Genomic DNA, 25,247 nt, shown 5'->3' on the forward strand with positions numbered 1-25,247 from the left:
TGGAAAGGGGTGTCCGGGGCCTGTTTACGGAGCGTAATCGGGATTCGTTGTATGGATCACGTAGGAAGACGCACAGGAAATCCCGATGGTTGTCTCTGTGGGGACAAGTCGCTTACGTTCACCCTCGATCCGGACGGACGCCCAATCCTGCCGCCGACCGGAGCCGCGTACCGACCCGATCCACGGCAGGAGCGGGGGACCCACAGGTAGTACCGCCTGTTCCGGTCTCCGGAACGGCTAGGGGTAAAGCCGGGCACAAGCCCGGCCGGACATCTCCAGTCCGCACCCGACAGCTCACCTCGCAGGCGCCGGAGAGGAATTCGCCATGCCCGCGAAGGGTAAGCACCGCCGTCCCAAGTCCCAGCGTCTCACCCGCTCCATCGCCGCCGCCGGAACCGGTGGCGCCGCGCTCGCGCTGCCCCTGATGGGCGCCGCCGGCGCCCACGCCGCGACCCCCACGGCCGCCGTCTCCGGGGCTTCCGAGAAGACGATCGCGGCCACCCCCGAGAAGGGTGCCGTCGAACAGGTCGCCGCCAAGAAGAAGGCGACGAAGACCTACACGGTGAAGGCCGGCGACTACCTCGCGAAGATCGCGGACGAGCAGGACGTCCGGGGCGGTTGGAAGCGGCTCTACTCGGACAACCGTTCCGTGATCGGCTCCGACCCCTCGCTCATCCACCCCGGTCTGAAGCTCACCATCGGCGGCAAGGCCGTGAAGGCCGGGCTGTCGCAGTCGTCGACGAAGGCTCCGTCGACGCAGTCGTCCAAGCCCTCCGAGGCGTCGAAGACCTCCGCGTCCGCGACGAAGGAGGCGGCCGACACGTCCGCGGGTCAGGCCGCCCCGTCGAACAACTCCGGCTTCACCCTGCCCATCGAGGGCGCGACCATCGGCACGGCGTACAAGACCGCCGGCAGCATGTGGTCCAGCGGCTACCACACCGGTGTCGACTTCGTGGCCCCGACCGGCACGAGCCTCAAGGCCGTGGGCGCGGGCACCGTCGTCTCCGCCGGCTGGGGCGGCGCGTACGGCAACCAGGTCGTCATCAAGCTCGCCGACGGCTACTACGCCCAGTACGCCCACCTCTCCTCGATCGGCGTCTCCGCGGGCCAGTCCGTGACCGTCGGCCAGCAGATAGGGCTGTCGGGCGCGACCGGCAACGTCACCGGCCCGCATCTGCACTTCGAGATGCGCACGACCGCCGACTACGGCTCGGACATCGACCCGCTGGCCTACCTCCGGTCGAAGGGCGTCACCGTCTGACGTGCCGCTGATGGCTGGTCGAGTGCGGTCGAAGGCCGGACCCCGATCCCCGGGGTCCGGCCTTCGGCGTGCTCGGGACCGGTCTGTGCGGCGGCTGCCTGGACCTGGCGTATTCCCGGGTTGATCGGATCGTGAAGCGTGGTCTATCTCACCGCCCGTCAACCCCTTATTACGGTCGCGTAGGTCACATCCGAAGGTGAATCATGACCCGATGTGGCAGACGATTCGAAGAACAGCAGATCAGTGATCGGGTCGTACGTGGCGGTGGGGGACAGCTTCACCGAGGGCGTCGGCGACCCCGGCCCCGACGGGGCGTTCGTCGGTTGGGCGGACCGGTTCGCGGTGCTCCTCGCGGACCGGGTGCCCGAGGGCGACTTCAGATACACCAATCTCGCGGTACGGGGGAAGCTGCTCGACCAGATCGTCGAGGACCAGGTGCCGCGGGCTCTCGAACTCGCGCCTGACCTCATGTCCTTCTGCGCGGGCGGCAACGACATCATCCGTCCCGGCACCGACCCCGACGAGGTCGCCGAGCGGTTCGAGCGGGCGGTGGCCCGGCTCACCTCGGCGGTCGGCACGGTGATGGTGACCACCGGCTTCGACACGCGGAACGTGCCGGTGCTCCGGCACCTGCGGGGGAAGATCGCGACGTACAACGGGCATGTGCGGGCCATCGCCGACCGGTACGGCTGTCCCGTGCTCGACCTGTGGTCACTGAAGACCGTGCAGGACCGGCGGGCCTGGGACGACGACCGGTTGCACCTGTCGCCCGAGGGGCACACGCGGGTCGCGCTGCGGGCCGGGCAGGTGCTCGGCCTCGAGGTGCCGGCGGACCCCGAGCAGCCGTGGCCGCCGCTGCCGCCGCGGGGGACGTTCGAGGTGCGGCGGGACAACATCCACTGGGCGCGGGAGTACCTCGTGCCGTGGATCGGACGGCGGCTGCGCGGGGAGTCGTCCGGGGACCATGTGTCGGCGAAGGGGGCGTTGTCGCCCGACGACATCAAGACGCGGATCGCGTCCGTGGCCTGAACCAGTTGCCGTTCGGCCGCTCGCGCGTTCGGTTCGGCGTGGGGCGGGCCGTGCCGGCGCGTCAGCCCGTCGCTCGGTGCCCTACTGCTCGGGGGTGAGTAGGGGCGGGTTCTCTGGGCCGCTGTGGGCGACGGGCCTGACGCACCGGCACCGCCCCTTCGGTGCGTGGGTGGCCGGCCCGCCGTGGTCGTACCGCGGCGAAGTTCAGGTTGGCGGTGTTTCCGGCAGGTTGAGTTCGCGGGCCAGGGTCTCGTCCGCCCACTGTTGGGCCTTTGTGCGGGAGACCGCTCCGTCGTAGGCCGTGAGTTGTACGGCCAGGCCGTCCAGGAGGGCGGTGAGGCGGAGAGCCGATGCCTGCGGGTCGGGGCAGTGGAACTCGCCGGCGGCCGCGCCCTCCTCGATGAGGCCGGTGAGCGCGGCCTTCCACTGGAGGTCCAGGGCACGGGTGACCTCGCGGAGGGCGGGGTCGCGGAGGGAGACCGCCCAGCCCTCGATCCACAGGCGCCAGCCCTTGGCCTGGCCGGTGGGGGCGTACCAGCGGACGGCCGCCCGGAGGCGGCGCAGCGCCGTCGTCCGGCGGGCGATCAGCTTGCGGAGGCGGGCGAGGTCGCCCTCGGCGGCGTAGCGGAAGGCCTCGGCGACCAGCTTCTCCTTGGTCGAGAAGTGGTAGAGCACCAAGGCGTTGCTCACACCGAGGGACGCGGCCACGTCGGCGATCCGTACCGCCGCCACGCCCCGCGCCTCGATCTGCTCGATGGCCGCCCGCAGCAGTTCCTCGCGCCGCTCGGCCACGCTCAACCTGACCCTGCCCACACGGCAACCTTACCTACGGGTCAGATCGGGCGATGGCGCCCATAGCGTGCCTCGATGACCGGGAGGCGGTCGGCGGCCAGCGCGTGTGCGGCCGCCCGGGGAGTCGTGCCGTCACGCTCGGCGCGGGACAGCATCAGGTCCACCAGGGCGCGCATGGAGCGGCGGGTGTGGTCGAAGGAGCTGCGCGCGTCCGGGGCGATGTCGCCGAACAGGGTCCACCACCACCAGGCGTTCGTGGCGGAGTTGACGACCACGTCGGGGAGGACCGTCACCCCGCGGGCCGTGAGCAGGGCCTCGGCCTCGGGGATGACCGGCATGTTGGCCGCCTCGACGATCAGACGGGCGGTGATCCGCCCCTGGTTGGCCGGGTCGATGGCGTACGAGACGGCCGCGGGGACCAGCACGTCGGCGTCGACGGCCAGCCAGGCGTCCGGGGAGGTCTCCCGGTCCTCCGGGCGCAGCGCGGCGCGGTCGACCGCGCCATGGGCGTCGCGGGCGGCGAGCAGGGCCTCGACGTCCAGGCCGGCGGGGTTCTCGACGGTGCCCTTGATGTCGGCCACGGCGACGATCGTGAGGCCCGCCCGGGCGAGGAAGCGGGCGGTGGCGCCGCCCATGGTGCCCAGGCCCTGCACGGCGACCCGCGTCCCGGCGTACGGCGTGCGGGTCCTGTCCAGGGCCGTCAGGACGGACTCGGCGACCCCGCAGCCGCCCACCAGCTCGTCGAGCCCGATCCCGTCCACCTCGACGGCGAACGCGTCCGCCAGCCGCTGCCGGGCGGCCCGCTCGTCGTCCAGCAGGGGATAGACGGCCTGGACGGTCGAGACGAGACCCGCCTCCGCGGCGGCCCGGTCCACCAGGTCCTGGGAGAGCCCCAGGTCCTCGCCGGTCGTCCAGAACGCCTCGATGTACGGGCGCGTCGCCCGCAGATAGCGCACCAGGACGCCGTACGCCTCCGGGTCCCGGGGATCGCAGTCGATGCCGCCCTTGGCGCCGCCGAGCGGGACGTAACGGCCCTCGGGGTCGTAGTGCAGCGCCTCCTTCATGGTCATGCCGCGGGCCAGCCCGGCGACCTCGTCGAGGGAGCAGCCCGGCCGCATCCGCAGTCCACCGCTGGCCACCCCGCGCACCAGCCGGTCCACCACGAGGAACCCGCGGCGGCCCGTGACGTGATCGGTCCAGGTCAGGGAGAGGTAGGGGGCGGACATACGGGCTCCTGGAAGACGGCCGGAGTGCGAGTGGCGGTGGCGGGCGGGAACGGATGGCGGGCGGATCGGGTTGTAGGAAGCAGGCGCCGGGTCCGCACCAGCCGGGGAACAGATGGCACTACTGAACCGTTGGTCAGTATGTCACCGTGCCCCCCGGATCGGGCGCGGTGCTGTCAGCGGGGCGGACCATAATGGAATGCCTCAGCGAATTCACCAGGAGGTGCCGTGTCCGGTTCCCGTTCGCAGAGCTCGGGGCTGCGTGTCCAGCCAGCCGCCTTCGGTGCGGTTCCGACCGGCGCCAGGCTGGAGCGGATCCGCCGCTCCCCGCACTTCGCGAACGGCGCGTTCGTGAACCCCGAGGGTGCCCGCATCGGACCCTCGCGCGGTGTCGCCCTGGAGATGGCCAAGGGGTACCTCCGCAAGGACGAGCGGGTCCGCCGGGCCCCCGCCGGCCTGATCCCCGTGCACTCCACGACCCTCGCCGACCTGGCCAGACCCCCGGCGAGCGGTCTGCGCACCACATGGATGGGCCACTCCAGCGTGCTCGCCGAGATCGACGGACACCGGGTGCTCTTCGACCCCGTCTGGGGTGAGCGCTGCTCCCCCTTCGCCTTCGCCGGACCCAAGCGGCTCCACCCGGCGCCGCTGCCCCTGGCCGCCCTCGGCCCGGTCGACGTCGTCGTCATCTCGCACGACCACTACGACCATCTCGACATGCCCACGATCAAGGCGCTGGCCGGCACGGACACGGTCTTCGCGGTCCCCCTCGGCGTCGGCGCCCATCTGGAGCACTGGGGTGTCTCCGAGGGCCGTATCCGCGAGCTGGACTGGAACGAGGCGACGAAGGTGGGCGGCCTCACCCTGACCGCCACCCCCGCCCGGCACTTCTGCGGCCGCGGCCTGCGCAACGCCCAGCAGACGCTGTGGGCGTCCTGGGTCGTCGCCGGTGACGAGCACCGGATCTACCACAGCGGCGACACCGGCTACTTCCAGGGCTTCGAGGACATCGGCGCCGAGCACGGCCCGTTCGACATCACCATGATCCAGATCGGCGCGTACAGCGAGTTCTGGCCCGACATCCACATGACGCCCGAGGAAGGGCTGCAGACGCACCTGGACCTCCAGGGCGGCGGAACCGGCGGTGTGCTGCTGCCGATCCACTGGGCGACGTTCAACCTGGCGATGCACTCCTGGGCGGAGCCCGGCGAGCGCTCGCTGTGGGCCGCGCACGAGGCGGGGGTCACCCTGGCCACGCCGCGGCCGGGCGAGCCGTTCGAGCCGCGGAACACCCCGCCGGCCGACCCGTGGTGGCGGTCCGTCGCCCGCCGGCCGGCCGAGGGCTGGACCGCCTGGCCGCCCGTCGGGGAACAGCTCGATCTGGTCGCCGAGAGCTGACCCTTCGGAAGTCGGCCCTTCGGAAGTCGACCCTTCGGAAAGCGGCGACCGACATCGTCAACCCCTCAGGAATTCTCCCGGCAGGGTGATTTTTTCGATTGACGGCGAGGGCCGCGGAGCGCATTGCTCCGCGGCCCTCGCCGCCTTTTGACGACTGTTCCGGCCAGCTCTGATCGAAATGGTGTCGCACAAAGAAAGCGACAAGAACACCCGTCCGAAGAAAGGTCGGTCTGTCGTGCGAAGCCTCATACCAGAGCCGCGCGCTTTGCGGGGCTCTTTGTCAACTGCGCACCGCACATGACGCGTTGGCGACTACTGTGAGTTGCCGTCAGTCGACGCAGTGCCGAATTCTTCGACTCTCCCGACCGGCACGCGATGGCGCACGCCCAAGTCGCCCAGACGCGGCACCCCCCACACCCAGACGGACCAGTACGAGGACGCTGATGTCTCACCTTCGCGCACCGGCCGCACGCGCAGACCGCCGTGAGGGCGGGCGGCACGGGCGATCGGCCACCCGTGCCGTCCCCGCGTTGCCCGAGATCCACATACGGCCACAGCTGCTGCGTCTGGCGGTCCTGCCCCCCACCGCGGTGGCCCTCAGCGCCTGTGCCGCCGTGCTCTTCACCGTCCGCGCCGGAGCACACCGTCCCGGCCCCACCCTGTGGGCGGTGCTCGCGGGCACCGCCGCGGTCGCCCTCGCCGCCGTCCTGATCGCCGCCGTGGCCGCCGGTCGCACCGCCAGGACCGTACGCGAACGCCTCGGCGCCCTGCGCGAGTCGAGCGCCAAAGGGGAGGAGGACCTGCGAGCCCTCGTCGAGGCGCTCCGGCGCGGCGAGCAGCCGCCCGCACGCGGCCCGCGCCCCAGGACCGGCCCGGACGCCGACGACTTCGGACTCCTCACCGCCGAACTGACCCGCGCCCACGACAGCGCCGTCACCGCCGTGGTCCAGGCCTCCCAGCTCTCCAGTCACGCGGGCAGCGAGCAGAAGCTGGAGGTCTTCGTGAACCTCGCCCGGCGGCTGCAGTCGCTGGTGCAGCGCGAGATCTCCATCCTCGACGACCTGGAGAACGAGATCGAGGACCCCGACCTGCTCAAGGGCCTCTTCCACGTCGACCACCTCGCCACCCGCATCCGCCGCCACGCCGAGAACCTCGCCGTCCTCGGCGGCGCCGTCTCCCGCCGCCAGTGGAGCAACCCCGTCCCCATGACCGAGGTGCTGCGCTCCGCGATCGCCGAGGTCGAGCAGTACTCACGGGTCAAGCTGGTACCCCCCGTCGAGGGCACCGTGCGCGGCCACGCCGTCGCCGACGTCATCCACCTGCTGGCCGAACTCGTCGAGAACGCCACGGTGTTCTCCGCCCCCCACACCCAGGTCCTGCTCCGCGCCAACCTCGTCACCTCCGGACTCGCCGTCGAGGTGGAGGACCGGGGCCTCGGCATGCCCGTCACCGAGCAGAACAAGATGAACGCCCTGCTCGCCGACCCCGACCAGGTGAACGTCGCGAGCCTGCTCCAGGACGGCCGCATCGGCCTCTTCGTCGTCTCCCAGCTCGCCCGCCGCCACGGCATCCAGGTCCGCCTCCAGAGCAACATCTACGGCGGCGTCCAAGCCGCCTTCGTCGTCCCCCAGGGCCTGCTCGGCACCGACCAGCCCGCCCCCGACGACGTACCGCGGCCCCAGGCACAGACCCGGCAGCCCACCGGCGTCCGGCGACCGTCCGCCGGCCCCCGCCACGCCCAGCACCCCTCCGGGCCGGGGCCGGCCGCGCCCGGACCGGCGGACGGGTCCGCCCCCGCCCAGCAGTTCCCCACCACCCCGTCCGTCCGGCCGACGCAGTCCGGGCGCCCCGACCCCGGCCCCGCCGCATCGGGCCCCACCCGTCCCTCCGTGCCCCGACAGCAGGGGCCGGGCCGCGGCAGCAGTCAGCAGGGCCATCAGACGGGCCGCGGCGGCGGGCAGAACCAGGGCACCGGACGCAGCCGCGGCCAGCAGGGCGGAGGCCGGGCCGGGGGGATCACCCCGCTGCCGGTGCGCGGCGCGCGCGAGGACCGGCCCAATCCGTCCGAGGCCGTCCCCGGGATCCGCCCCGAGGACCGGCGCACCATGGCCGACAACACCGGCTCGCCCCCCACCCCGCGCGTCGGAGGTACCGTCCGCGGCACCATGGGCAAGCCCCAGCTGCCCCGGCGCCGCGCACAGCAGCACATCGTGCCCCAGCTGCGCGGCGGCCCCCTGGCGACGTCCCGCCAGGAGCCCGAGCACTACGTCGGCCACGACCCCGGGCTGATGGCCGCGTTCCAGCGCGGCATCGGCCTCGCCGAGGCCCGCCAGATGGAGAGCTCCGACTGGGACGCCGCCATGCTGGGCACGGCCTCCCTCGACCTGACGCCCCCGCGCACCGTCACCGGCGGCGAGACCGTACGCCGGGACAGGGACCGCGGGGACGAGACGTCGTATCCCGGCGGCCGAGCGGACGGGATGCCCCACCTCGGCACCGGCCGCACCGACGCCCTCCACATGGAGCTGGCCCCCATGGAGGCGCCGCACAAGGACGCGACCCAGCCGCCGAGCGGCCCCACCCGCGGTGCCGCCCCCATAGCCGTACCGCCGTCGGCCCTCGACGCGGTACACGACCTGACGACCCGGCAAGACGGGAGCACACCGGCCGGATGAACACCCCACTGCACGCCCCCACCGCCGTCCCCTCCCCCGTCCCCTCCGCAGTGCCCACCCCCTCCGCTCCCGCAGACCTTCGGACCCCAAGGAGTCGATCCACCATGGCGAGCGATGCGCCGACCGGCCATGTATCCGATCTCGACTGGCTGATGAGCGGACTCGTGCAGCGCGTACCGCACACCACGAGCGCGGTGCTGCTGTCCTGCGACGGGCTCGTGAAGTCGGTCCACGGCCTCGACCCGGACAGCGCCGACCACATGGCCGCCCTGGCCTCCGGCCTCTACTCCCTCGGACGCAGTGCGGGCATCCGCTTCGGCGACGGCGGCGACGTCCGCCAAGTCGTCGTCGAACTCGACTCGACCCTGCTGTTCGTCTCCACCGCTGGCTCCGGCACCTGCCTCGCCGTGCTCGCCGGCCGCGAGGCCGACGCGGCGGTCCTCGGCTACGAGATGGCGATGCTGGTCAAGAGCGTCCGCCCGTATCTGGTCACCCAGCCCCGCCAGGCCGTCGAACCCTCGGCGATGAGGCCTTGAACGTGGCCGCGTCCGGCGACGGGCCCCTGTACGACGACGCCGCCGGGCGCCTCGTGCGGCCCTACACCGTCATCAACGGCCGGACCCGGCCGACCACCGCGCTCGATCTCCTCTCACAGGTGATGGCCACCGGGGCGACCCCCCTCGGCTATCTCGGCCCCGAACACGCACAGGCCCTCGACCTGTGCCGGGCACCCGTCTCGGTCGCCGAGGTCGCCGCCCACCTCAAGCTGCCGGCGGCGGTCACCAAGGTGCTGCTGTCCGACCTGGTCGACTGCGGGGCTCTCACCACGAAGCCCCCGGCCTTCCACCACAACCCGACAGACCGGTCTCTTCTGGAGGCAGTGCTCGATGGACTACGACGACAGCTCTGACCCCTTCCCCACCGCACTCAAAATCCTGGTGGCGGGAGGGTTCGGGGTAGGCAAGACGACCTTCGTCGGCGCGGTGAGCGAGATCGCGCCGCTGAGCACGGAGGAACTGCTCACCACAGTGAGCGCGGCGACCGACAGCCTCGAGGGCATCGAGAACAAGGTCGAGACGACCGTGGCCATGGACTTCGGCCGCATCACCCTCGATCCACGGCATGTGCTCTATCTGTTCGGCACACCCGGACAGCAGCGCTTCTGGTTCATGTGGGACGAACTCTCCGAAGGCGCCCTCGGCGCGGTCATCCTCGCCGACACCCGGCGCCTGGAGGACTGCTTCGCCGCCGTGGACTTCTTCGAACAACGCGGCCTCGCATTCATCGTCGCCGTCAACGAGTTCGACGGGTCCTACCGCTACGACCCCGAGGAAGTGCGCGCGGCGCTCGACCTCGACCCGGAGATCCCGGTCGTCTGCTGCGACGCCCGGATCTCCAGCTCGGGCGTGCAGACCCTGCTCACCCTGGTGCGGCACCTCCTCGCGCACACCCCGGCCGAACTCCCGAGCCGTGGGGCCCACACGTGACGTACGACCCGCCCCGTCCCGTCGGCCGGCTGCTGCTCACCCCCGAGGACCGGGACGCCCCCGAGCGTGTACGGCGGCTGCGGCTGCTGGGGCTCGGCGAGCACCCGGAGCCCGCCTTCGACGCCTTCGCGGACCGGCTCGCCGAGATCGCCTCCGTGCCGTACGCGATGGTCAACTTCATCGACGAGAACCGTCAGTTCTTCGCGGGCCTGCACGCCCCGGCGAAGGCCACCGGTGAGGCCCCCGCGCTCGGAACGGTCCGCCACCTGGCCCGTGACCACGGCTTCTGCCCCCATGTGGTGGTCCGCCGCAAGGCGCTCGTCCTGGAGAACGTCGCCGACTACCCGAGATTCGCAGGCAACCCGATCGTCGACGACCACGGCATCCGTTCCTACCTCGGCGCCCCGCTCATCGATCGCACGGGCCTCGCCCTCGGCACGGTCTGCGTCCTCGACGTACAGCCCCGGCCGTGGGGCAGGGGCGGCCTGGACACCATCAAGGTGATGGCGGCGGAACTGGCCGGGCGGATCGAGGGGCGGGAGGCGCTGCCCTGAGGACGCGGCCTCGACCCCGGGAACGGCACGGCACTTCATGGCGGATCCGGGCACCCCGCGCCTCCGGCGGGGGAGCGGGCGTACGAACGGGTGAATGAACGGGGTCGGGGCGGGCGGGGTGTGAAGGAAAGCTGCGGCGGAGGTTAAGAAAACCTCGATGGACCCAGGGGGCCGCCGTACGGCAGATTGCTCGGTGATCCCACCCCTCTCCCCGGTACGGGCGTACATGTCATGCCCGGCCGCGGGACCGCACCCACAGGAGCCGTGGAGTTGAAGGCGCTGGTCAAGGAGAAGGCGGAGCCCGGACTCTGGCTCGTGGACGTACCGGAGCCGGAGATCGGCCCCGGAGACGTACTGATCAAGGTGCTGCGGACCGGTATCTGCGGTACCGACCTGCACATCCGGTCCTGGGACGGCTGGGCCCGGCAGACCATCCGCACCCCGCTCGTGGTCGGCCACGAGTTCGTGGGCGAGGTCGTCGACACCGGCCGTGACGTCGTGGACATCAAGGCCGGCGACCGGGTCAGCGGTGAGGGCCACCTGGTGTGCGGCAAGTGCCGCAACTGTCTCGCCGGGCGCCGCCATCTGTGCCGCGCCACGGTCGGCCTGGGCGTGGGGCGCGACGGCGCGTTCGCGGAGTACGTGGCGCTGCCCGCGTCCAATGTGTGGGTGCACCGCGTCCCCGTGGACCTGGACGTCGCGGCGATCTTCGACCCGTTCGGCAACGCGGTGCACACCGCGCTGTCCTTCCCGCTCGTCGGGGAGGACGTCCTGATCACCGGGGCGGGCCCGATCGGGCTGATGGCCGCCGCCGTCGCCCGGCACGCCGGCGCCCGGCACGTCGTGGTCACGGACGTCAGCGAGGACAGACTGGAACTCGCCCGCAAGATCGGCGTCAGCCTGGCGATCGACGTCTCCGCGTCGAGCATCGCCGAGGGACAGCGCCAACTCGGGCTGCGCGAGGGCTTCGACATCGGCCTGGAGATGTCGGGCAACCCCGCCGCGATGCGCGACATGATCGCCAACATGACGCACGGCGGTCGGATCGCCATGCTCGGACTGCCGTCCGAGGAGTTCGCCGTCGACTGGTCCCGCATCGTCACCTCCATGATCACGATCAAGGGCATCTACGGCCGGGAGATGTTCGAGACCTGGTACGCCATGTCGGTGCTCCTGGAGGGCGGTCTCGACCTCGCCCCGGTGATCACCGGACGCTACGGCTACCGCGACCACGAGGCGGCCTTCGCGGACGCGGCGAGCGGACGCGGCGGCAAGGTCATCCTCGACTGGACCTCGTAGACCACCGGACCGCACCGGCCCGGCGCGGCGAACCGGACGCGGAAGCCGCCGCCGATGCCGCTGCCGCGCACCGCACCGCGCACCGCGCAAGAAATTCGTATCTCCGGGCCCGTACCGCCGGGCCCGCACCCCTGGGAGCCTTCCGATGTTCGACTCCGTGCGCGACGACCTCCGCGCCACCCTCGACGAGATCCGCGCCGCCGGACTGCACAAGCCCGAGCGCGTGATCGGCACCCCGCAGTCCGCGACGGTGAACGTCACCGCCGGCGGCCGGCCCGGCGAGGTGCTCAACTTCTGCGCGAACAACTACCTCGGTCTCGCCGACCACCCCGCGGTCGTCGCCGCCGCTCACGAAGCCCTCGACCGCTGGGGCTACGGCATGGCCTCCGTCCGCTTCATCTGCGGCACGCAGGAGGTGCACAAGGAGTTGGAGGCGCGGCTGTCGGCGTTCCTCGGCCAGGAGGACACCATCCTGTACTCCTCCTGCTTCGACGCCAACGGCGGTGTCTTCGAGACCCTCCTCGGCGCCGAGGACGCGGTGATCTCCGACGCCCTCAACCACGCCTCCATCATCGACGGCATCCGTCTGTCGAAGGCCCGCCGCTTCCGGTACGCCAACCGCGATCTCGCGGACCTGGAAAGGCAGTTGAAGGAGGCCACCGAGGGCGGCGCCCGGCGGAAGCTGATCGTCACCGACGGCGTCTTCTCCATGGACGGCTATGTGGCACCGCTCCGCGAGATCTGCGACCTCGCCGACCGCCACGACGCCATGGTCATGGTCGACGACTCCCACGCCGTCGGCTTCACCGGCCCCGGCGGCCGCGGCACCCCCGAGCTGCACGGCGTCATGGACCGCGTCGACATCATCACCGGCACCCTCGGCAAGGCGCTCGGCGGCGCCTCCGGCGGTTACGTCGCCGCCCGCGCCGAGATCGTCGCCCTGCTGCGGCAGCGGTCCCGCCCGTACCTGTTCTCGAACACCCTCGCCCCGGTGATCGCCGCGGCGTCCCTGAAGGTCCTCGACCTCCTCGAAGCGGCCGACGACCTGAGGGTCCGGCTCGCCGAGAACACGGCGCTGTTCCGCCGCCGGATGACCGAGGAGGGCTTCGACATCCTCCCCGGCGACCATCCCATCGCGCCCGTGATGATCGGGGACGCGGCGAAGGCGGGCCGGCTGGCCGAGCTGCTCCTGGAACGCGGCGTGTACGTGATCGGTTTCTCCTACCCGGTCGTCCCGCAGGGTCAGGCCCGCATCCGCGTACAGCTGTCCGCGGCCCACTCGACGGCCGACGTGAACCGTGCGGTGGACGCGTTCGTCGCCGCGCGGTCCGAGCTGGAGGGCTGAGCGGGAGGTACCGCGAAAGCTGGGCCGGGAGGGCTGAGCGGACCGGTCCGGGGAAAAGCGTAGGTTTGAGAGAATCGGTCCCATGATCGAGGCACGGCGGCTCCACATCCTTCGTGCGGTGGCCGACCACCGCACGGTGACGGCGGCTGCCGCCGCGCTCTATCTCACCCCCTCCGCCGTCTCCCAGCAGCTCACCGCGCTGGAGCAGGAGACCGGTCACCGGCTGGTCGAGCGGAGCGCGAAGGGCGTACGGCTCACCCCGGCCGGCGAGATCCTGCTGAGCCACACCAACGCCGTCCTGGCCCAGCTGGAGCGGGCCGAGGCCGAGCTGGCCGCGTACCGCTCGGGCGCGGCCGGCACCGTCACGGTCGCCTCCTTCGCCACCGGGATCGCCCAGGTCGTCGCACCCGCCGTGGCCCGCCTGGCCGAGTCGTCCCCCGGTATCCGGCTCCGCGTCCAGGACGCCGAGGGGGACGCGAGTCTCCCGATGGTCCTGGACCGGCAGGTCGACATAGCGGTGGCCGTCGAGTACCGGGGCGCACCCGCCGCCGACGACCCCCGGCTCACCCATGTCCCGCTGTACGCCGAGCCCTTCGACGCGGTCGTGCCGCTGAACCACCGGCTGGCCGACGCCGAGGAGGTGCCGCTCGCGGATCTGGCCAAGGATCCGTGGATCGGCCCGTACCCCGGCAACCCCTGCCATGACGTGGTCGTCCTGGCCTGCGAGAACGCCGGCTTCCAGCCTCGCCTGGAACACTCCTCCGACGACTTCCGCGCCGTCGTCGCCCTCGCCTCCGCCGACGCGGGCGTGGCCCTCGTGCCACGCTCCGCCCTGCGCGGCATGGACCTGACCGCGGTGGTCGTCCGCCCCGTCGACGGAGTGGCCCCCACCCGCCGCGTGTTCGCCGCGGTGCGACGGGGGGCCGAGGACCACCCGCTGATCAAGCCGGTGCTGGAGGCGCTGGGGGAGGCGGCGGGGTAGGTCGGGCGCCCCCTCCGTTCCGTGACCCCTCGATTCTCGTTTCTGGGATAGCATCCCGAATATGGGAATCGCGGAAGAGGTGCTGGACCCCGTCGACATCCGCCTCGCCGCTCGTCTCGGCGAGTTGCGGGCCGAGCGTGGCTGGTCGTTGGGGGAGTTGGCCGAGCGCAGCGGGGTGAGCCGTTCGACGTTGTCCCGCGCCGAGCGGGCCGAGACCAGCCCGACGGCGGCGCTGCTGAACCGCCTCTGCCACGTCTACGGCCGGACCATGTCCCAGCTGCTCAGCGAGGTCGAGGGCGAGCCCGTCACCGTCGTCCGCGCGGCCGACCAGGTCGTCTGGGAGGACAGGGCGTCCGGCTTCGTACGGAGGTCGGTGTCGCCGCCGGCGGCCGGACTGCGCGGGGAACTGGTCGAGGGACGGCTCACCGCGGGCGCCGACATCGCGTACGACGGCCCGTCCGTCCCCGGCCTCGAACAGCACATCTGGGTCCTGGCCGGCGCCCTCTCGGTGACGGACCGGGGTGTGGAGCACGAACTGGCCGTCGGGGACTGTCTGCGGATGAGGGTCTGGGGGCCGGTGCGCTTCAGATGTGCGGGTCCGGAGGACGTGCGGTACGCGCTGGTGGTGGTCGAACCGTGATCGCGGTCGAGCGGCTCGACGACCGCACTCGACTGTCGGCCGCCGTGGAGGAGTTGGCGGATCTGCTGGTCCACACCGTGAACGGCGGGGCCTCCGTCGGCTTTCTCGCACCGCTCGACCGTGCGGCGGCCACGGCTTGGTGGCGAGGGCGTGCCGACGCGGTCCTGACGGGGGAACTCGCGGTGTGGGTGGCTCGTGACGGCGACGGCCGGCTGATCGGCACGGTGAGCCTCGTCTTCCCGGACAAGCCCAACAGCCGCCACCGGGCGGAGCTGGTGAAGCTGATGGTCCACCCGGACGGGCGGGGGCGGGGCGTCGGCAAGGTGCTGCTCGCGACCGCCGAGCGGGCGGCGATCGACGCGGGTGTCACCCTGCTCCACCTCGACACGGAGACCGACAGCCCGGCCGAGTACGTCTACGCGAAGGCCGGTTGGACGCGGATCGGGGCGATCCCCGACTACGCGGCTGATCCGTACGGAAGCCTGCGGCCGACGTCGATCTACTACAAGCGGGTCGGGCCGGTGGCCGAGGACACCGCGGGGGCGGCGGCTCCCACCCGGTGATTGTCAGTGGTGGCCGCTACTGTGCGTCGCATGCCGGATGCTGAAGACGTACGACGTGTCGCCCTCTCGCTGCCCGACACCACCGAGAAGGTCGCCTGGAACATGCCCACGTTCCGGGTCGCGGGCAAGATGTTCGCGACGCTGCCCGAGGACGAGACGTCCATCGCCGTGCGCTGCCCCAAGGAGGAGCGCGACGAGTTGGTGCTGGCCGAGCCGGAGAAGTTCTGGATCGCCGACCACGAGGCGGGGTTCGCCTGGGTACGGGTGCGATTGTCCGCCCTGGAGGACGAGCCGGAACTGCGGGACATCCTCGCCGACTCCTGGCGCCAGGCAGCCCCGAGCCGACTCCTCGACACCTACCCGGAACTGGGGATACCGGCCGGCGAGTAGGGGTCGTTCGGCCTGGTGGGGGTGCCGGTGATGGACGAACCGGTGGTACCGAACCGGGGCGGCTCACTGGCCCCTCCCAGGGCAAATTCCTTCGCCATGGGGATCTTGTCCGAGCATGATGACCCCTGTGCACGAAGACAACGGCAGTCGTGGGCGCACGCGGTACACCCTTGCTGAGGCGAGGCAGGACGGGCATGCCTGGGGTGTTTGCGCCGACGTGGAAGGGCTGTTCGGCGAACCGCAGCGGGGTATCTACGAGTTGTACGGCTGGGTTCCAGAGGCAGCAGTGCGCGGCTGGGTCGGCAGCCGGGTGTGGATGGTGCCGGACGACGAGACGCTCGATCCCTGGCTGCTGGAGGACGCGGAGAGCCTGGGACGGCTCCCCGGGACGGACAGTGTCGTGCTCACCGGCCTGGACGAGTACGAAGGTCCGCCCGAGGGACACAGGGGGCGTGTTCGTGTGCACGACGGGCACCGCTGGCTGGGGTCCTGCCGAGAGTTCGCCCGCGTCCTGCCGTCCCAACAGTCGGCGCCCCCGCTCGTCCTGCGCGGGCTGGCCCAGGGTGATCAGCTGCGTGCGGCACTGATGAAGGGCACCCGGCGGGCGCGGGACCTGGAGCAGGCCACCCTGGAGATACAGGACGACCGGGGTGAGCCGATCATCGAACGCCTGCTTTGGGCCAGAGTCAGCGCCTGGCACCCGTCCTCCTACGGGACGGATCGGATCGACTTGGAGCTCGACGGAGAGCTCTTCACGCCCGTTCCCGCATACGCCCGGCCCGTCTGGGAGCGGTGGTTCGCCGGGGCGCCGGACACCCACGGTGCCTGGGCCGGCCTCGACACCCGGCGCCGCGGAGCCTGGCTCGACCTCGTCCGAGAGCGGGCCTGCCGGCGCACCCACCGCGACCGGCCGGCCGGTCACGCGTACGTACTCGACGGCCGTCACGTCACCGACGAGCCGGGTCTCTACCTGGCGCTCGGCGAGGCGGTGAACGGCCCGGGCGGGTACTTCGGGGGCTGTCTCGACGCCGTTGACGAATGCCTGGACGGCACCTTCGGCTACACCGCCCCCGCGACTCTGCTCTGGCGGGACGCGGCGATCGCACGCGAGCACCTGTCCCGGGCCCTGACACCGAACGGTGAACCCTACGACCTGTTCGCCGAGGTCCTCGACGTCCTGAAGGGCCGTATGCACGTCACGCCGGCGTGAGCCGCGGTCCGGATGCCGGGCGGTTGACGCTTGCGTCCAGGAAGCCGGCGATGCGCTGGTGGAGTGCGGGTGCGTCCAAGCCGTGGGCGGTGACGTGTTCCTCGATCTGTCCGTACCGTCGCAGCTCCGGGCGGCCGACGCCGAGGCCCAGGACGCGGTGGGGCACATCGGTGAGCGCGTCGTTCGCGGCTGCCGTGGACGTGCCCGCCAGATACGGCTCCACCAGCACCACATCGGTCCCCGCCGCCTCGGTCGCCCGGCGCAGCGCCCCCGCGTCGAAGGGGCGCACGGTGGTCGCGTACAGCACCGTCACATCGAGCCCCTCCGTCGCCGCGAGCACGGCGTCGAGCATCGGCCCCACGGCGACGACCACCCCGCGGCGGCCCTCGCGCACCGTGCGGAACCGCTGCCCGTCCACCGCCAGCGCACGCCCGTTCGATTGCACGGACAGGCGGACGTACACCTTGTCGTCCTTGCCCTCGCCCGCGCCGATCGCGTGGCGGAGCAGCGTCTCGGCCTCGTCGGGGTGCCCCGGCACATGCACCGTCCAGCCGTCGAGCGTGTCGAGCAGGGCCACGTCGCCCGGTGCCATGTGCGTGTAGCCGCCGGCGGGCCAGTCGAAGGAGGCGGCGGCGCTCACCAGGACCGCTCCCACGTCCTGGTGCCCGAGATCAAGCTTGACCTGCTCGAAAGGCCGCTCCACCAGAAAGCTGGCGAAGGTGTGCAGCACCGGTCGCATCCCGGTCAGCGCCAGTCCCGCACCCGTGCCGATCAGCAGTTGTTCGCGGATGCCGACATTGACGACCCGGTCCGGATGTCGTCGCTCCGCCTCCGCGAAGCCGTCCCTGCCGATCTCGGCGAGGACCACCGCGACCCTGGGGTCCTCGTCGAGCAGCCGGGTGACGACAGGGGCGAAGCGTTCCCGCATGGTGTCCATGACTGCGGAGTGTCCTTTCGGAAGGGGGAGGAGAAGGGCTGGAGGGGAGGAGAGAAGACGAGGGGAGAGCAGGGGAGGGCCGTGAAGGGGGCGCGCCGACCGGGTCAGGTCTGGCTGGGTGCGGGGGCGTTCTTCGGTTCCACTCGGGCCACGACGACCCGGGGGCGGCCCGGATGCGGGGCGGTGAACGCGGCGTGGAGCGCCTCGTGGTTCCGCCCGTCCACCGTTTCCGCCGACCAGCCCGCCGCCTCGAACCGCGCGGCGATGCCGCCGGGCCGTGCGTGGCTGGCGGAGGAGTTGTCGATCACGATCGTGTGGAGCCGGTCGAGTCCGGCCGGGCCCGCGAACGCGATCGCCTCGTGATTGCTGCCCTCGTCCAGCTCCGCGTCCCCGATGAGCACCCACACCGCCGGATCGGGCCGCCCCTGGGCGCGCAGGCCGAGCGCCGTCCCCACCGCGATCGGCAGACCGTGGCCGAGCGAGCCGCTGCCGATCTCGGCGCCCGGCACCAGCACCCGGTCCGGGTGGTGACCGAGCGGCGAGTCGTACGAGCCGAACCCGGGCAGCCACTCGACCGGGAGGAAGCCCTTGGCGGCGAGCACCGCGTAGTACGCCATCGGCCCGTGCCCCTTGGAGAGCAGGAACCGGTCGCGCTCCGGGTCGTCCAGCCGCTCCGGTCCCACCCGCAGCACCCGGTCGTACAGCACCCACAGCGTGTCCAGCGTGGACGTCGCCGCTGGGCCGTGCTTCTCGGCGCCCGTCATCAGCGCCATCAGCCGGGGCAGATCCGTGAAGCCGTAGGTACGTTCCGTCGTGGTCGTCATGCAGAGCAGCGTGCTACCTCAACCAAGGTTGAGGTCAAGCGGTGATCTGCACGGGTTCTCGGCCCCGCCCAGCCGACCCGCCGGCCGGTCGCGCCCGGGATAAACGGGTGCGCGATCACCGGCCCGAGTGCGGTATTGTTTCCGTGCGCGTTCGGCCAGGGGAAAGCCCAGGTCAGGCGGGCAACGGGACGTGGCGCAGCTTGGTAGCGCACTTGACTGGGGGTCAAGGGGTCGCAGGTTCAAATCCTGTCGTCCCGACTCGTACGAGTCGCAGGTCAGGGCCGGTTTCGGAGGCATCCGAAACCGGCCCTTGATCATTTTTGGGGCCAGTTGGGGACCGGCGTACTTGACCGGGGGGCCCGCGGAACGGGAAACGCCCCGGCAGGCGCACGCCGAGCAGGGGCGAGGCGCCCCGCAGCGCGGCCGTACCCGTACTGGAGGCGCTCGACCTCCAGGGGGCGTTCGGTCGGCGCGGCACCCTGTCCGTCGACTGCGTCAGCCTGAGCGTCGCGCGCGGTGTCGCGGCGGGCGCGTAGGCGGTTCGGGCCCGGCAGGACCACCCTGATCCGCGCCTGATCCGCGCGACCGTCAGGGTGCGGTTCGACAGCGTCGGCGTGATCCGTCAGATCCCGCGCTCATCGGCTCCACGGCCTTCCGGCAGCCGACGCACAACGCCCCGGGGCTGCGGGGAGGGTGTGATGCCACCCGCCCGCGCCCCGGGGCGCCGTGCTCGTGCCGAACCCGCCGGCCGTCAGTCGTCTTTCGGCATGGGCGCGTCCTGGGCCTTCCTCATCCGCTCAGGCGTCCAGTAGTCCCGGACCTTCTCCGGATCCTGCCGTACCTCGTTGACGCTGGTCCCCGAGTCGGGCAGCGGCTCGGGTTCTGCCGCGGTGGCCGCGGCACGCCAGGCGGTCACCGCGACGACGGCTGCGACGAGGGCGGCTGCTGCGGCCCAGCGGCTCAGACTGCTGCGACGCACAGGACTTTCTCCTTGTCCGCTTCCGGTGTCGGGTCTGTCAGGTTACGCCGCCCTGGGCGTCGTACATGCCCTTGACGCCGTCATCGAAGTAGGAAGACCTGTTCCAGCCGTCGGAGTTGACCGTGCTCATCACCCCGTTCACGGAACCGAGTCCGTTCGAGTCGTTGAACTCTCGCAGCCATGGTCCACCACTGGAACCGCCGCCGAAGTTGCACTGGAGCTCGATACGACCGTCACTGACTGCCCGTGTCGTGCCCGTGCACGCCCATTGGATCTCCCCGCCGTCGTGGTTCCCGGGATAGCCGAGGATTGTGACGGCCTGTTGGCGCGAGAAGTTCCAGCTCATTCCGTGACCGCCGGTGACATTGACGATCTTGTTCCCGTTGAGCGGCCAGGTGGTCACCATCGCCACGTCCCGCCTGAGATCGCTGTCGTTGATCCAGGCGGTGAAGGTACGCATCTGCTTCGCGGAGAAGGTGCCGAAGGGACGCCCCCCGGAGCGGTAACGCGGCACATAGACCCAGTTGGTCATCCAGGTCCCGCCCCTGCCGCCGTGCACGCAGTGCCCAGCCGTGACGACCATCTGCTTCGAGCTACTGTTCAGCGCGCTCGCCGAACACGCGTAGGTGCCACCGTTGCTGGGGTTGGTGAAGAACACCTTGCCCACCGCGGCGGATTCGTTGATACGCGGGGCCTTGATGCCGGACCGCGGCGGGGCGGACGGAATCGATCCCGGCTTCCCGGTGGGGCCGGCCGGCTTCGCGGCGTCCGGCCTCGGCGCGGCGGGCGCCTTGTCGAGCGAGACGGCCTTCGCCATCCGCTCCGGCGTCCAGAAGCGCTCCAGCGCGGCGATGTCCTTCGCCGAGTCGACCGGAGCACCGTTCGACAGCCGTGCCGACCGAACGACGCTCGCCGCCTCGCTCCCCGAGGCGGTGAGCGCACCGGCGGTGGCCCGGCTCTTTGGCGCGGCCAGGGCGGGTGCCGCCTCGGCGGCCGTTCCCGTACCGATCAATGCCAGTACGGTGGCCGCGGCCAGCGGGAGTATCGAGTGTCTGAGACTGCGCACTAACTGCTCCTTCGATCGTCGTTGGAGTGCGTTCGTTGCGGTGCGCTCGTCGCACGGCTGTCGTCGCCGTGCGTGCGTTGCACAGCTGTCGCTGCCGTGCCTGCTGCTGAGGCACGGCCGATCAGCGTGTGGAGCACAGCGAACCTAGGTGGGTCGAGTACATGCCAAACAGCCTCAGTTCGGCCGCGCTGCTCCCCGCCGTGAGGGACCCATGTATTCGGTCGGTCCGAATCGCCGCTTGCTTCACGGATCGCCGAGTCCTGGGCGATGCCGTGTCGTCAGACGTGCACGCTCTCGGGTGAACGGCATGCGGACGGGCAGGGTGCGCCCCGGGGCGATCGGGACGGCCACGCCCGGCCGACACCGATGCCGCACCGATGACGGCACCGCAGTCGCACGCCGGTCTGACCGCTATTCGGCCGGGCGGGAGGTGCGTCAGGGCAAGCCTGACGAACACCAATGGCTGGTTCACGGCCTCGGCGGACGGTCCGGTCCCCGCTCCCGAGCGCGGAGGCCGTATGTCACAGTAGGTACGACATCAGCGAACTTGGGGGCCCATTCGGGTTGGACGCAGGCAAGTTGCCAGTTATCGGCGCCAGTTGACACATCATGGTGCGTAGTGCAGTGCGGTGTCCGGATTTCACCCGTACGGAGCGACAGCGTCGACCCTCGCGCGGCAGGAGGCCGAGATCACGCCCGGCGCCTTGAGAACGTCTTGAGAACGTCTTGGGGGCGCCTTTTGAGCGTCTTGGGATCGACATGGGGTCGCCGTGGAGATGTGCGTTCTCCGTCGCTCCCGCACCCGCCGACGAAGGCACGCCTTCGATCTGAGGCGGCCTCCTCCTGTGTCCGGAGGCATCCTTGGGCATGCTGCACTCCAGATCCGAGCAAACGGGCACCGGGGAGGCATCGCATGAGGATCGTCATCACGGGGGGCTTCGGCTTTCTGGGGCGGCTGGTCGCCGGCGCGTTGTCGGAGAGGCGGACGTTCCGTGGGGCGCCGATCGAGCGCCTGGTGCTCGCCGACCGGGTCGTGCCGGACGGCGAGCCGTTGGCGTCCCACCCGCTCGTGGAGGTCGTACCGGGCGAGCTGGCCGACCGGCTCGACACCGTGTTCGCGGAGCCCGTGGACCTGGTCATCCATCTCGCCGCCGCCGTCTCCGCCGAATGCGAGGCCGACTTCGACCTCGGCATGCGCGCGAACCTCGACACCACCCGCGCCCTCCTCGAAGCCACCCGGACCCAGTCGGTCTCCGGCGGGCCCACCCCGCGGCTCGTGTTCTCCAGCAGCGTGGCGGTCTACGGCCCCGACCCGGCACTGCCGCTCCCGCCCGTCGTCAACGAAGCGACCCTGCCCACGCCACGCTCCAGCTACGGCATCCAGAAACTCATCTGCGAGCAGCTGATCGCGGACCACACCCGGCGCGGATTCGTCGACGGACGGGTCGCCCGCCTGATGACCGTCGCCGTGCGGCCCGGCAAGCCGAACGCGGCCGCCTCCGGGTTCCTCTCCGGCATCATCCGCGAACCCCTCGCGGGCCTCCCCGCCGTCTGCCCCGTACGCCCCGACCTGCGGGTGGCCCTCGCCTCCCCGCGCCGCACCGTCGCTGCCCTCCTGCTTCTCGCGGAGGTCGAGCGCGGCACCGGACCGGGGCAGCTCGACGGGGGACTGCCGGTCAACCTTCCGGCGCTCACCGTCTCCGTCGCCGAGATGATCGCCACGCTGCGGCAGGTCGCCGGTGACGCCGTCGCCGACCTCGTCACCGTCGCCCCCGACCCCGCCGTCGAGGCCATCGTGGGCTCGTGGCCGTCCGCCTTCGACCACTCCCGCGCCGCCGCGCTGGGGCTGGAGCCCGACCCGGACTTCGCGTCGGTGGTGCGGGACCACATCGCCGGCTCCCCGAGGGAATCCTGATCGGCCGTTTGTCGTCTGGTCACGGGTGGGGCCGTGGCCATAGCTTGTGCGACCTTCGCGTTGTCTCTCGTCTCGCGGCGCGCGGGCCCGACGAGGCGTGGGCCACCGGGGCCGAGCAGTCCGCCGACGGACCGCGACCGGTTCTGTACCGGTGGAACGGCAGGGCGTGGAGCCGGGAGACGGCCTTCCCCGGAGCCGGGGAACCCGGCCGACTCGGCAAGGTGCGGTTCGTCGGCGACGAGACGTGGATCTTCCACGCGCGCGGGGGAGAGGGGGAGATCCTGCGCCGGTCGGCGGCCGGATGGAGCGCCCTCCCGCTGCCGCGGACCCTGTGGACCTACCAGGACTTCACCGCCGTACCCGGCGCCGCATGGGTGATCGGCGAGGACGACACCGGGCTGCCGAGTACGGCGAGCCGGAGGTGACCGGTGAGGGCGGCTCCTCCATGCCCCGGCCGGCACCCGTACCGGGCGCGGCGACCGTGTGGTCCGTCGGCCGCGCCGCAGGCCCGGAGGGCACCTTCGCCCCGCGCATCCTCGAATTCGGCTGAGCCGTCCCGGGCCGGGCGCCGGAACGGTCAGTCCTTCAGAGCGACCAGGACATGACTGTCGCCGTACTGCCAGACGGGCGTGATGTGGGCGAAGCCCGCCGCGCGCAGGAGTTCGACGTGGCACGCCAGGGGGAGATCGTTGTCGTTGCCGTCGTGGTTGCCGGACGCGGCCCGGCGCTTCTCGCGCTGCGCGAACAGGTCGGCCAGCTCCGGGTCCTCGGCGGCCGCGGCCCACCAGGACCCCCAGTCCTCGTGCTCGCGGGTGCGCGACCGCTCGGCTCGCCTGCCGCCCACCGCGGCGGTGAGGTCCGAGCACCGGCGGTCGTCGAGGGCGAAATGGTCGCCGTTGACGAGGGCGCCACCGGGCCGCAGCAGGGTGAACAGGCTCCGATACGTGCTCAGCAGGGTCCGCTCGGAGAGGTAGTGGAGGGCGGTGGTGGACACGACCGCGTCCAGGGGGCGGTCCAGGCCGAGGGCGTCGGTCCAGCCGGCTTCGCCGATGACGGCGTCGACGAAGCGGGCGGCGTTCGCGTGGTGGGTGCGGCCGAGTTCGAGGAGCAGCGGGTCCATGTCCACGGCGAGGATCTCGGCGGTCGGCAGCCGCGCGGCGAGCCGGGCGGCCATCGACCCCGGCCCGCAGCCGAGGTCGAGCAGGAGCGGCCGGGGCCGGTCGGCGGTGACGTGCTCGACGACGTCGGCGATGACCGTGAACCGCTCCTCGCGGGCGACGGCGTAGTGCTGCTGCTGGCGTTCCCAGCGGTCGATCCACACCTCGGCCGTCTCCATGCTCACGCCCATGGTCTCGCGTCGCCTCTTCCGTCTCGCACCGCCCGTTGTGATCAAACCTACCGGTTATTGGAAACGGTTTCCATTCGCGTGGGTGGTGATGGTGGACGGTGGATGCGGGATGCCGGGTGCGCGGCCCTTCTACGCCAGCCCCGCCAGCACCCCCAGCAACTCGTCGATCTCCCCCGCCGTGTTGTACACGTGCACGCTCACCCGCACCGAGCCGTCCCGTTTGTCGGTGCCGGCCTGGCAGAGGTTGTCGGCGCGGACCATGAAGCCGTGGCTGTACAGGATGAAGCCCAGGTCGTCCGAGGGGATGTCGCGGTGGCGGAAGGTGACGATGTCGTGGCGCCGCTGGACCGGGGCGTCGGCGGCCAGGCTGGCCCGGCAGCCGAGGACCTCGTACGGGGCGAGGTGGCGCAGCCCCTCCGTGAAGCGGGCCGTGAGCGCCGTGGTCCAGCGGGCGATCAGGTCCGGGCCGGTGGTGTCCAGCCAGTCCAGCGCGGCCTCCAGTGCCGCGATCCCCACCGTGTTGGGGGTGCCCTGCCAGCCGCCCGGCCGGAACTCCGGCCCCCGGGCGGGGGAGTTGCGGGCCCACACCGCCCCGGAGCCGGGCAAAGCAAAGGCCTTGTGCCCGGAGAACGCCACGAAGTCCACGTCGAGGCGGTCCACGGACAGCGGCACATGGCCGACACCCTGTGCGGCGTCCAGACAGATCGGCACGTGCGGGCCGACGGCCTCGCGGACGCGGTGCACGTTCATGTCGCCGCCGTACACGTGATGGACGTGGGTGACGGCGACGAAGCGGGTGCGCGGGCCGATCACCGAGGGCAGCGCCCGGTGGTCGTAGTCGCCGGACGAGTCCTGGTACGGCAGCGGCCTCACCCGTACGGTGACGCCCTGCCGGGCCAGCAGGTCCCGGACCTCCAGCCAGGGGTCCAGATTGGCCCGGTGGTCGGCGAAGGGGACGAGGATCTCGTCGCCGTCCGACAGGAGGCCCGCGAGCCAGTCGCGGGCGATCGTCCGCAGCCCCTCGGTGGTACCGCCGGTGAAGTGCACGCCCGAGCGGTCCGGCGCGGGGTCGCCGAGGAAGTCCTTGACACGCCGCCGGGTGCGCTCCACCAGGGCCGTCGTACGGTTCGCCCACGGGTAACCGCCCCGCCCCGCGTTGGCGTTGGCGGTCGTCAGATACGTCTGTACGGCGTCCAGGACGGCCCGCGGCTTCTGCGTCGTGGCCGCGCTGTCGAAGTACGTGACGTCCGGGTGCGCGGTGATGATGGGGAACTGCTCCCGCACCGCACGCTGCCAGTCGGCCAGCTCCTCCAGATCGGTTCCCGGCACG

At 71.7% G+C, this 25,247-nt stretch carries 25 protein-coding genes, 1 tRNA gene and 1 riboswitch; of the genes, 18 read left to right on the top strand and 8 right to left on the bottom strand.

Annotated elements, in window-relative coordinates:
- The first annotated feature begins 162 nt into the window (after window positions 1–162).
- A riboswitch (cyclic di-AMP (ydaO/yuaA leader) is annotated at window positions 163–321 on the top strand.
- Between the two features lie 4 nt (window positions 322–325).
- Window positions 326–1,261 (top strand): M23 family metallopeptidase, encoded by a 936-nt coding sequence (locus tag ACZ4Z3_RS14710; RefSeq protein ID WP_468501292.1) that lies wholly within the window; start codon window positions 326–328, stop codon window positions 1,259–1,261.
- A gap of 243 nt (window positions 1,262–1,504) precedes the next feature.
- Entirely contained in the window at window positions 1,505–2,290 is a 786-nt protein-coding gene (locus tag ACZ4Z3_RS14715; RefSeq protein ID WP_468501448.1) for an SGNH/GDSL hydrolase family protein, read from the top strand.
- Between the two features lie 204 nt (window positions 2,291–2,494).
- Here the strand turns inward: ACZ4Z3_RS14715 and ACZ4Z3_RS14720 are convergent, their stop codons facing one another.
- Both ACZ4Z3_RS14720 and ACZ4Z3_RS14725 read right to left on the bottom strand, forming a co-directional pair.
- Window positions 2,495–3,103 (bottom strand): TetR/AcrR family transcriptional regulator, encoded by a 609-nt coding sequence (locus tag ACZ4Z3_RS14720; protein WP_468501293.1) that lies wholly within the window; start codon window positions 3,101–3,103, stop codon window positions 2,495–2,497.
- Window positions 3,104–3,123: 20 nt separating this feature from the next.
- Window positions 3,124–4,308 carry a Glu/Leu/Phe/Val dehydrogenase dimerization domain-containing protein gene (locus ACZ4Z3_RS14725; RefSeq protein WP_468501294.1) on the bottom strand — a complete coding sequence of 395 codons (1,185 nt, stop codon included), beginning with the start codon at window positions 4,306–4,308 and terminating at the stop codon, window positions 3,124–3,126.
- A 225-nt stretch (window positions 4,309–4,533) separates the two neighbouring features.
- Here ACZ4Z3_RS14725 and ACZ4Z3_RS14730 point away from each other — a divergent pair, with 225 nt between their 5' ends.
- The 13 genes from ACZ4Z3_RS14730 to ACZ4Z3_RS14790 all read left to right on the top strand — a co-directional run bounded on the left by ACZ4Z3_RS14730 (window position 4,534) and on the right by ACZ4Z3_RS14790 (window position 16,848).
- Complete coding sequence (locus ACZ4Z3_RS14730) at window positions 4,534–5,703, top strand: MBL fold metallo-hydrolase (protein WP_468501295.1); 1,170 nt, start codon at window positions 4,534–4,536, stop codon at window positions 5,701–5,703.
- Window positions 5,704–6,146: 443 nt separating this feature from the next.
- Complete coding sequence (locus tag ACZ4Z3_RS14735; protein ID WP_468501296.1) at window positions 6,147–8,378, top strand: sensor histidine kinase; 2,232 nt, start codon at window positions 6,147–6,149, stop codon at window positions 8,376–8,378.
- A 104-nt stretch (window positions 8,379–8,482) separates the two neighbouring features.
- Entirely contained in the window at window positions 8,483–8,914 is a 432-nt protein-coding gene (locus ACZ4Z3_RS14740; protein WP_468501297.1) for a roadblock/LC7 domain-containing protein, read from the top strand.
- Between the two features lie 2 nt (window positions 8,915–8,916).
- Window positions 8,917–9,288, top strand: a complete 372-nt coding sequence (locus ACZ4Z3_RS14745) for a DUF742 domain-containing protein (protein WP_107461818.1) — start codon at window positions 8,917–8,919, stop codon at window positions 9,286–9,288.
- Window positions 9,266–9,865, top strand: coding sequence for a GTP-binding protein (locus ACZ4Z3_RS14750; protein ID WP_468501298.1), 600 nt, complete (start codon window positions 9,266–9,268; stop codon window positions 9,863–9,865). The genes ACZ4Z3_RS14745 and ACZ4Z3_RS14750 overlap by 23 nt, the downstream gene beginning before the upstream one ends.
- A complete protein-coding gene (locus ACZ4Z3_RS14755) occupies window positions 9,862–10,419 on the top strand; it encodes a GAF domain-containing protein (RefSeq protein ID WP_468501299.1) in 558 nt (185 codons plus the stop codon). The genes ACZ4Z3_RS14750 and ACZ4Z3_RS14755 overlap by 4 nt, the downstream gene beginning before the upstream one ends.
- 270 nt (window positions 10,420–10,689) lie before the next feature.
- Window positions 10,690–11,718, top strand: coding sequence for an L-threonine 3-dehydrogenase (gene tdh / locus ACZ4Z3_RS14760; RefSeq protein ID WP_468501449.1), 1,029 nt, complete (start codon window positions 10,690–10,692; stop codon window positions 11,716–11,718).
- A 145-nt stretch (window positions 11,719–11,863) separates the two neighbouring features.
- Window positions 11,864–13,063, top strand: a complete 1,200-nt coding sequence (locus tag ACZ4Z3_RS14765; RefSeq protein WP_468501300.1) for a glycine C-acetyltransferase — start codon at window positions 11,864–11,866, stop codon at window positions 13,061–13,063.
- 82 nt (window positions 13,064–13,145) lie between these two features.
- Window positions 13,146–14,045, top strand: a complete 900-nt coding sequence (locus ACZ4Z3_RS14770) for a LysR substrate-binding domain-containing protein (protein ID WP_468501301.1) — start codon at window positions 13,146–13,148, stop codon at window positions 14,043–14,045.
- 61 nt (window positions 14,046–14,106) lie between these two features.
- Window positions 14,107–14,685, top strand: a complete 579-nt coding sequence (locus tag ACZ4Z3_RS14775; protein WP_468501302.1) for a helix-turn-helix domain-containing protein — start codon at window positions 14,107–14,109, stop codon at window positions 14,683–14,685.
- Window positions 14,685–15,248, top strand: coding sequence for a GNAT family N-acetyltransferase (locus ACZ4Z3_RS14780; protein ID WP_468501450.1), 564 nt, complete (start codon window positions 14,685–14,687; stop codon window positions 15,246–15,248). The genes ACZ4Z3_RS14775 and ACZ4Z3_RS14780 overlap by 1 nt, the downstream gene beginning before the upstream one ends.
- Window positions 15,249–15,278: 30 nt before the next feature.
- The gene (locus tag ACZ4Z3_RS14785) at window positions 15,279–15,638 is read left to right on the top strand and encodes an MmcQ/YjbR family DNA-binding protein (RefSeq protein WP_468501303.1); all 360 of its coding nucleotides are present in this window, start codon (window positions 15,279–15,281) and stop codon (window positions 15,636–15,638) included.
- A 115-nt stretch (window positions 15,639–15,753) separates the two neighbouring features.
- Window positions 15,754–16,848, top strand: coding sequence for a barstar family protein (locus ACZ4Z3_RS14790; RefSeq protein WP_468501304.1), 1,095 nt, complete (start codon window positions 15,754–15,756; stop codon window positions 16,846–16,848).
- Here ACZ4Z3_RS14790 and ACZ4Z3_RS14795 read toward each other — a convergent pair.
- Together ACZ4Z3_RS14795 and ACZ4Z3_RS14800 are read right to left on the bottom strand one after the other, a co-directional pair.
- Window positions 16,835–17,785 carry a transketolase family protein gene (locus ACZ4Z3_RS14795; RefSeq protein WP_468501305.1) on the bottom strand — a complete coding sequence of 317 codons (951 nt, stop codon included), beginning with the start codon at window positions 17,783–17,785 and terminating at the stop codon, window positions 16,835–16,837. The genes ACZ4Z3_RS14790 and ACZ4Z3_RS14795 overlap by 14 nt on opposite strands.
- A gap of 104 nt (window positions 17,786–17,889) precedes the next feature.
- Window positions 17,890–18,609 (bottom strand): transketolase, encoded by a 720-nt coding sequence (locus ACZ4Z3_RS14800; protein WP_468501306.1) that lies wholly within the window; start codon window positions 18,607–18,609, stop codon window positions 17,890–17,892.
- A gap of 184 nt (window positions 18,610–18,793) precedes the next feature.
- Between ACZ4Z3_RS14800 and ACZ4Z3_RS14805 the strand changes: the two genes are divergently transcribed.
- Window positions 18,794–18,867: transfer RNA gene (locus tag ACZ4Z3_RS14805), tRNA-Pro, on the top strand.
- A gap of 493 nt (window positions 18,868–19,360) precedes the next feature.
- Here ACZ4Z3_RS14805 and ACZ4Z3_RS14810 read toward each other — a convergent pair.
- Both ACZ4Z3_RS14810 and ACZ4Z3_RS14815 read right to left on the bottom strand, forming a co-directional pair.
- Window positions 19,361–19,588: a hypothetical protein gene (locus ACZ4Z3_RS14810; protein WP_468501307.1), complete on the bottom strand. Its 228-nt coding sequence runs from the start codon at window positions 19,586–19,588 to the stop codon at window positions 19,361–19,363.
- Window positions 19,589–19,625: 37 nt separating this feature from the next.
- Window positions 19,626–20,654 (bottom strand): trypsin-like serine peptidase, encoded by a 1,029-nt coding sequence (locus ACZ4Z3_RS14815; RefSeq protein ID WP_468501308.1) that lies wholly within the window; start codon window positions 20,652–20,654, stop codon window positions 19,626–19,628.
- 913 nt (window positions 20,655–21,567) lie between these two features.
- Between ACZ4Z3_RS14815 and denD the strand changes: the two genes are divergently transcribed.
- Together denD and ACZ4Z3_RS14825 are read left to right on the top strand one after the other, a co-directional pair.
- Window positions 21,568–22,569, top strand: a complete 1,002-nt coding sequence (gene denD / locus ACZ4Z3_RS14820) for a D-erythronate dehydrogenase (RefSeq protein ID WP_468501309.1) — start codon at window positions 21,568–21,570, stop codon at window positions 22,567–22,569.
- A gap of 44 nt (window positions 22,570–22,613) precedes the next feature.
- Entirely contained in the window at window positions 22,614–22,994 is a 381-nt protein-coding gene (locus ACZ4Z3_RS14825) for a hypothetical protein (RefSeq protein WP_468501310.1), read from the top strand.
- Between the two features lie 152 nt (window positions 22,995–23,146).
- Here ACZ4Z3_RS14825 and ACZ4Z3_RS14830 read toward each other — a convergent pair whose 3' ends face one another.
- Window positions 23,147–23,917, bottom strand: coding sequence for a class I SAM-dependent methyltransferase (locus ACZ4Z3_RS14830; protein WP_468501311.1), 771 nt, complete (start codon window positions 23,915–23,917; stop codon window positions 23,147–23,149).
- Window positions 23,918–24,046: 129 nt separating this feature from the next.
- Entirely contained in the window at window positions 24,047–25,246 is a 1,200-nt protein-coding gene (locus ACZ4Z3_RS14835; RefSeq protein ID WP_468501312.1) for an aminotransferase class V-fold PLP-dependent enzyme, read from the bottom strand.
- Window position 25,247: the final 1 nt, after the last annotated feature.

The organism is Streptomyces sp. NPDC030296 (genome assembly GCF_055572815.1).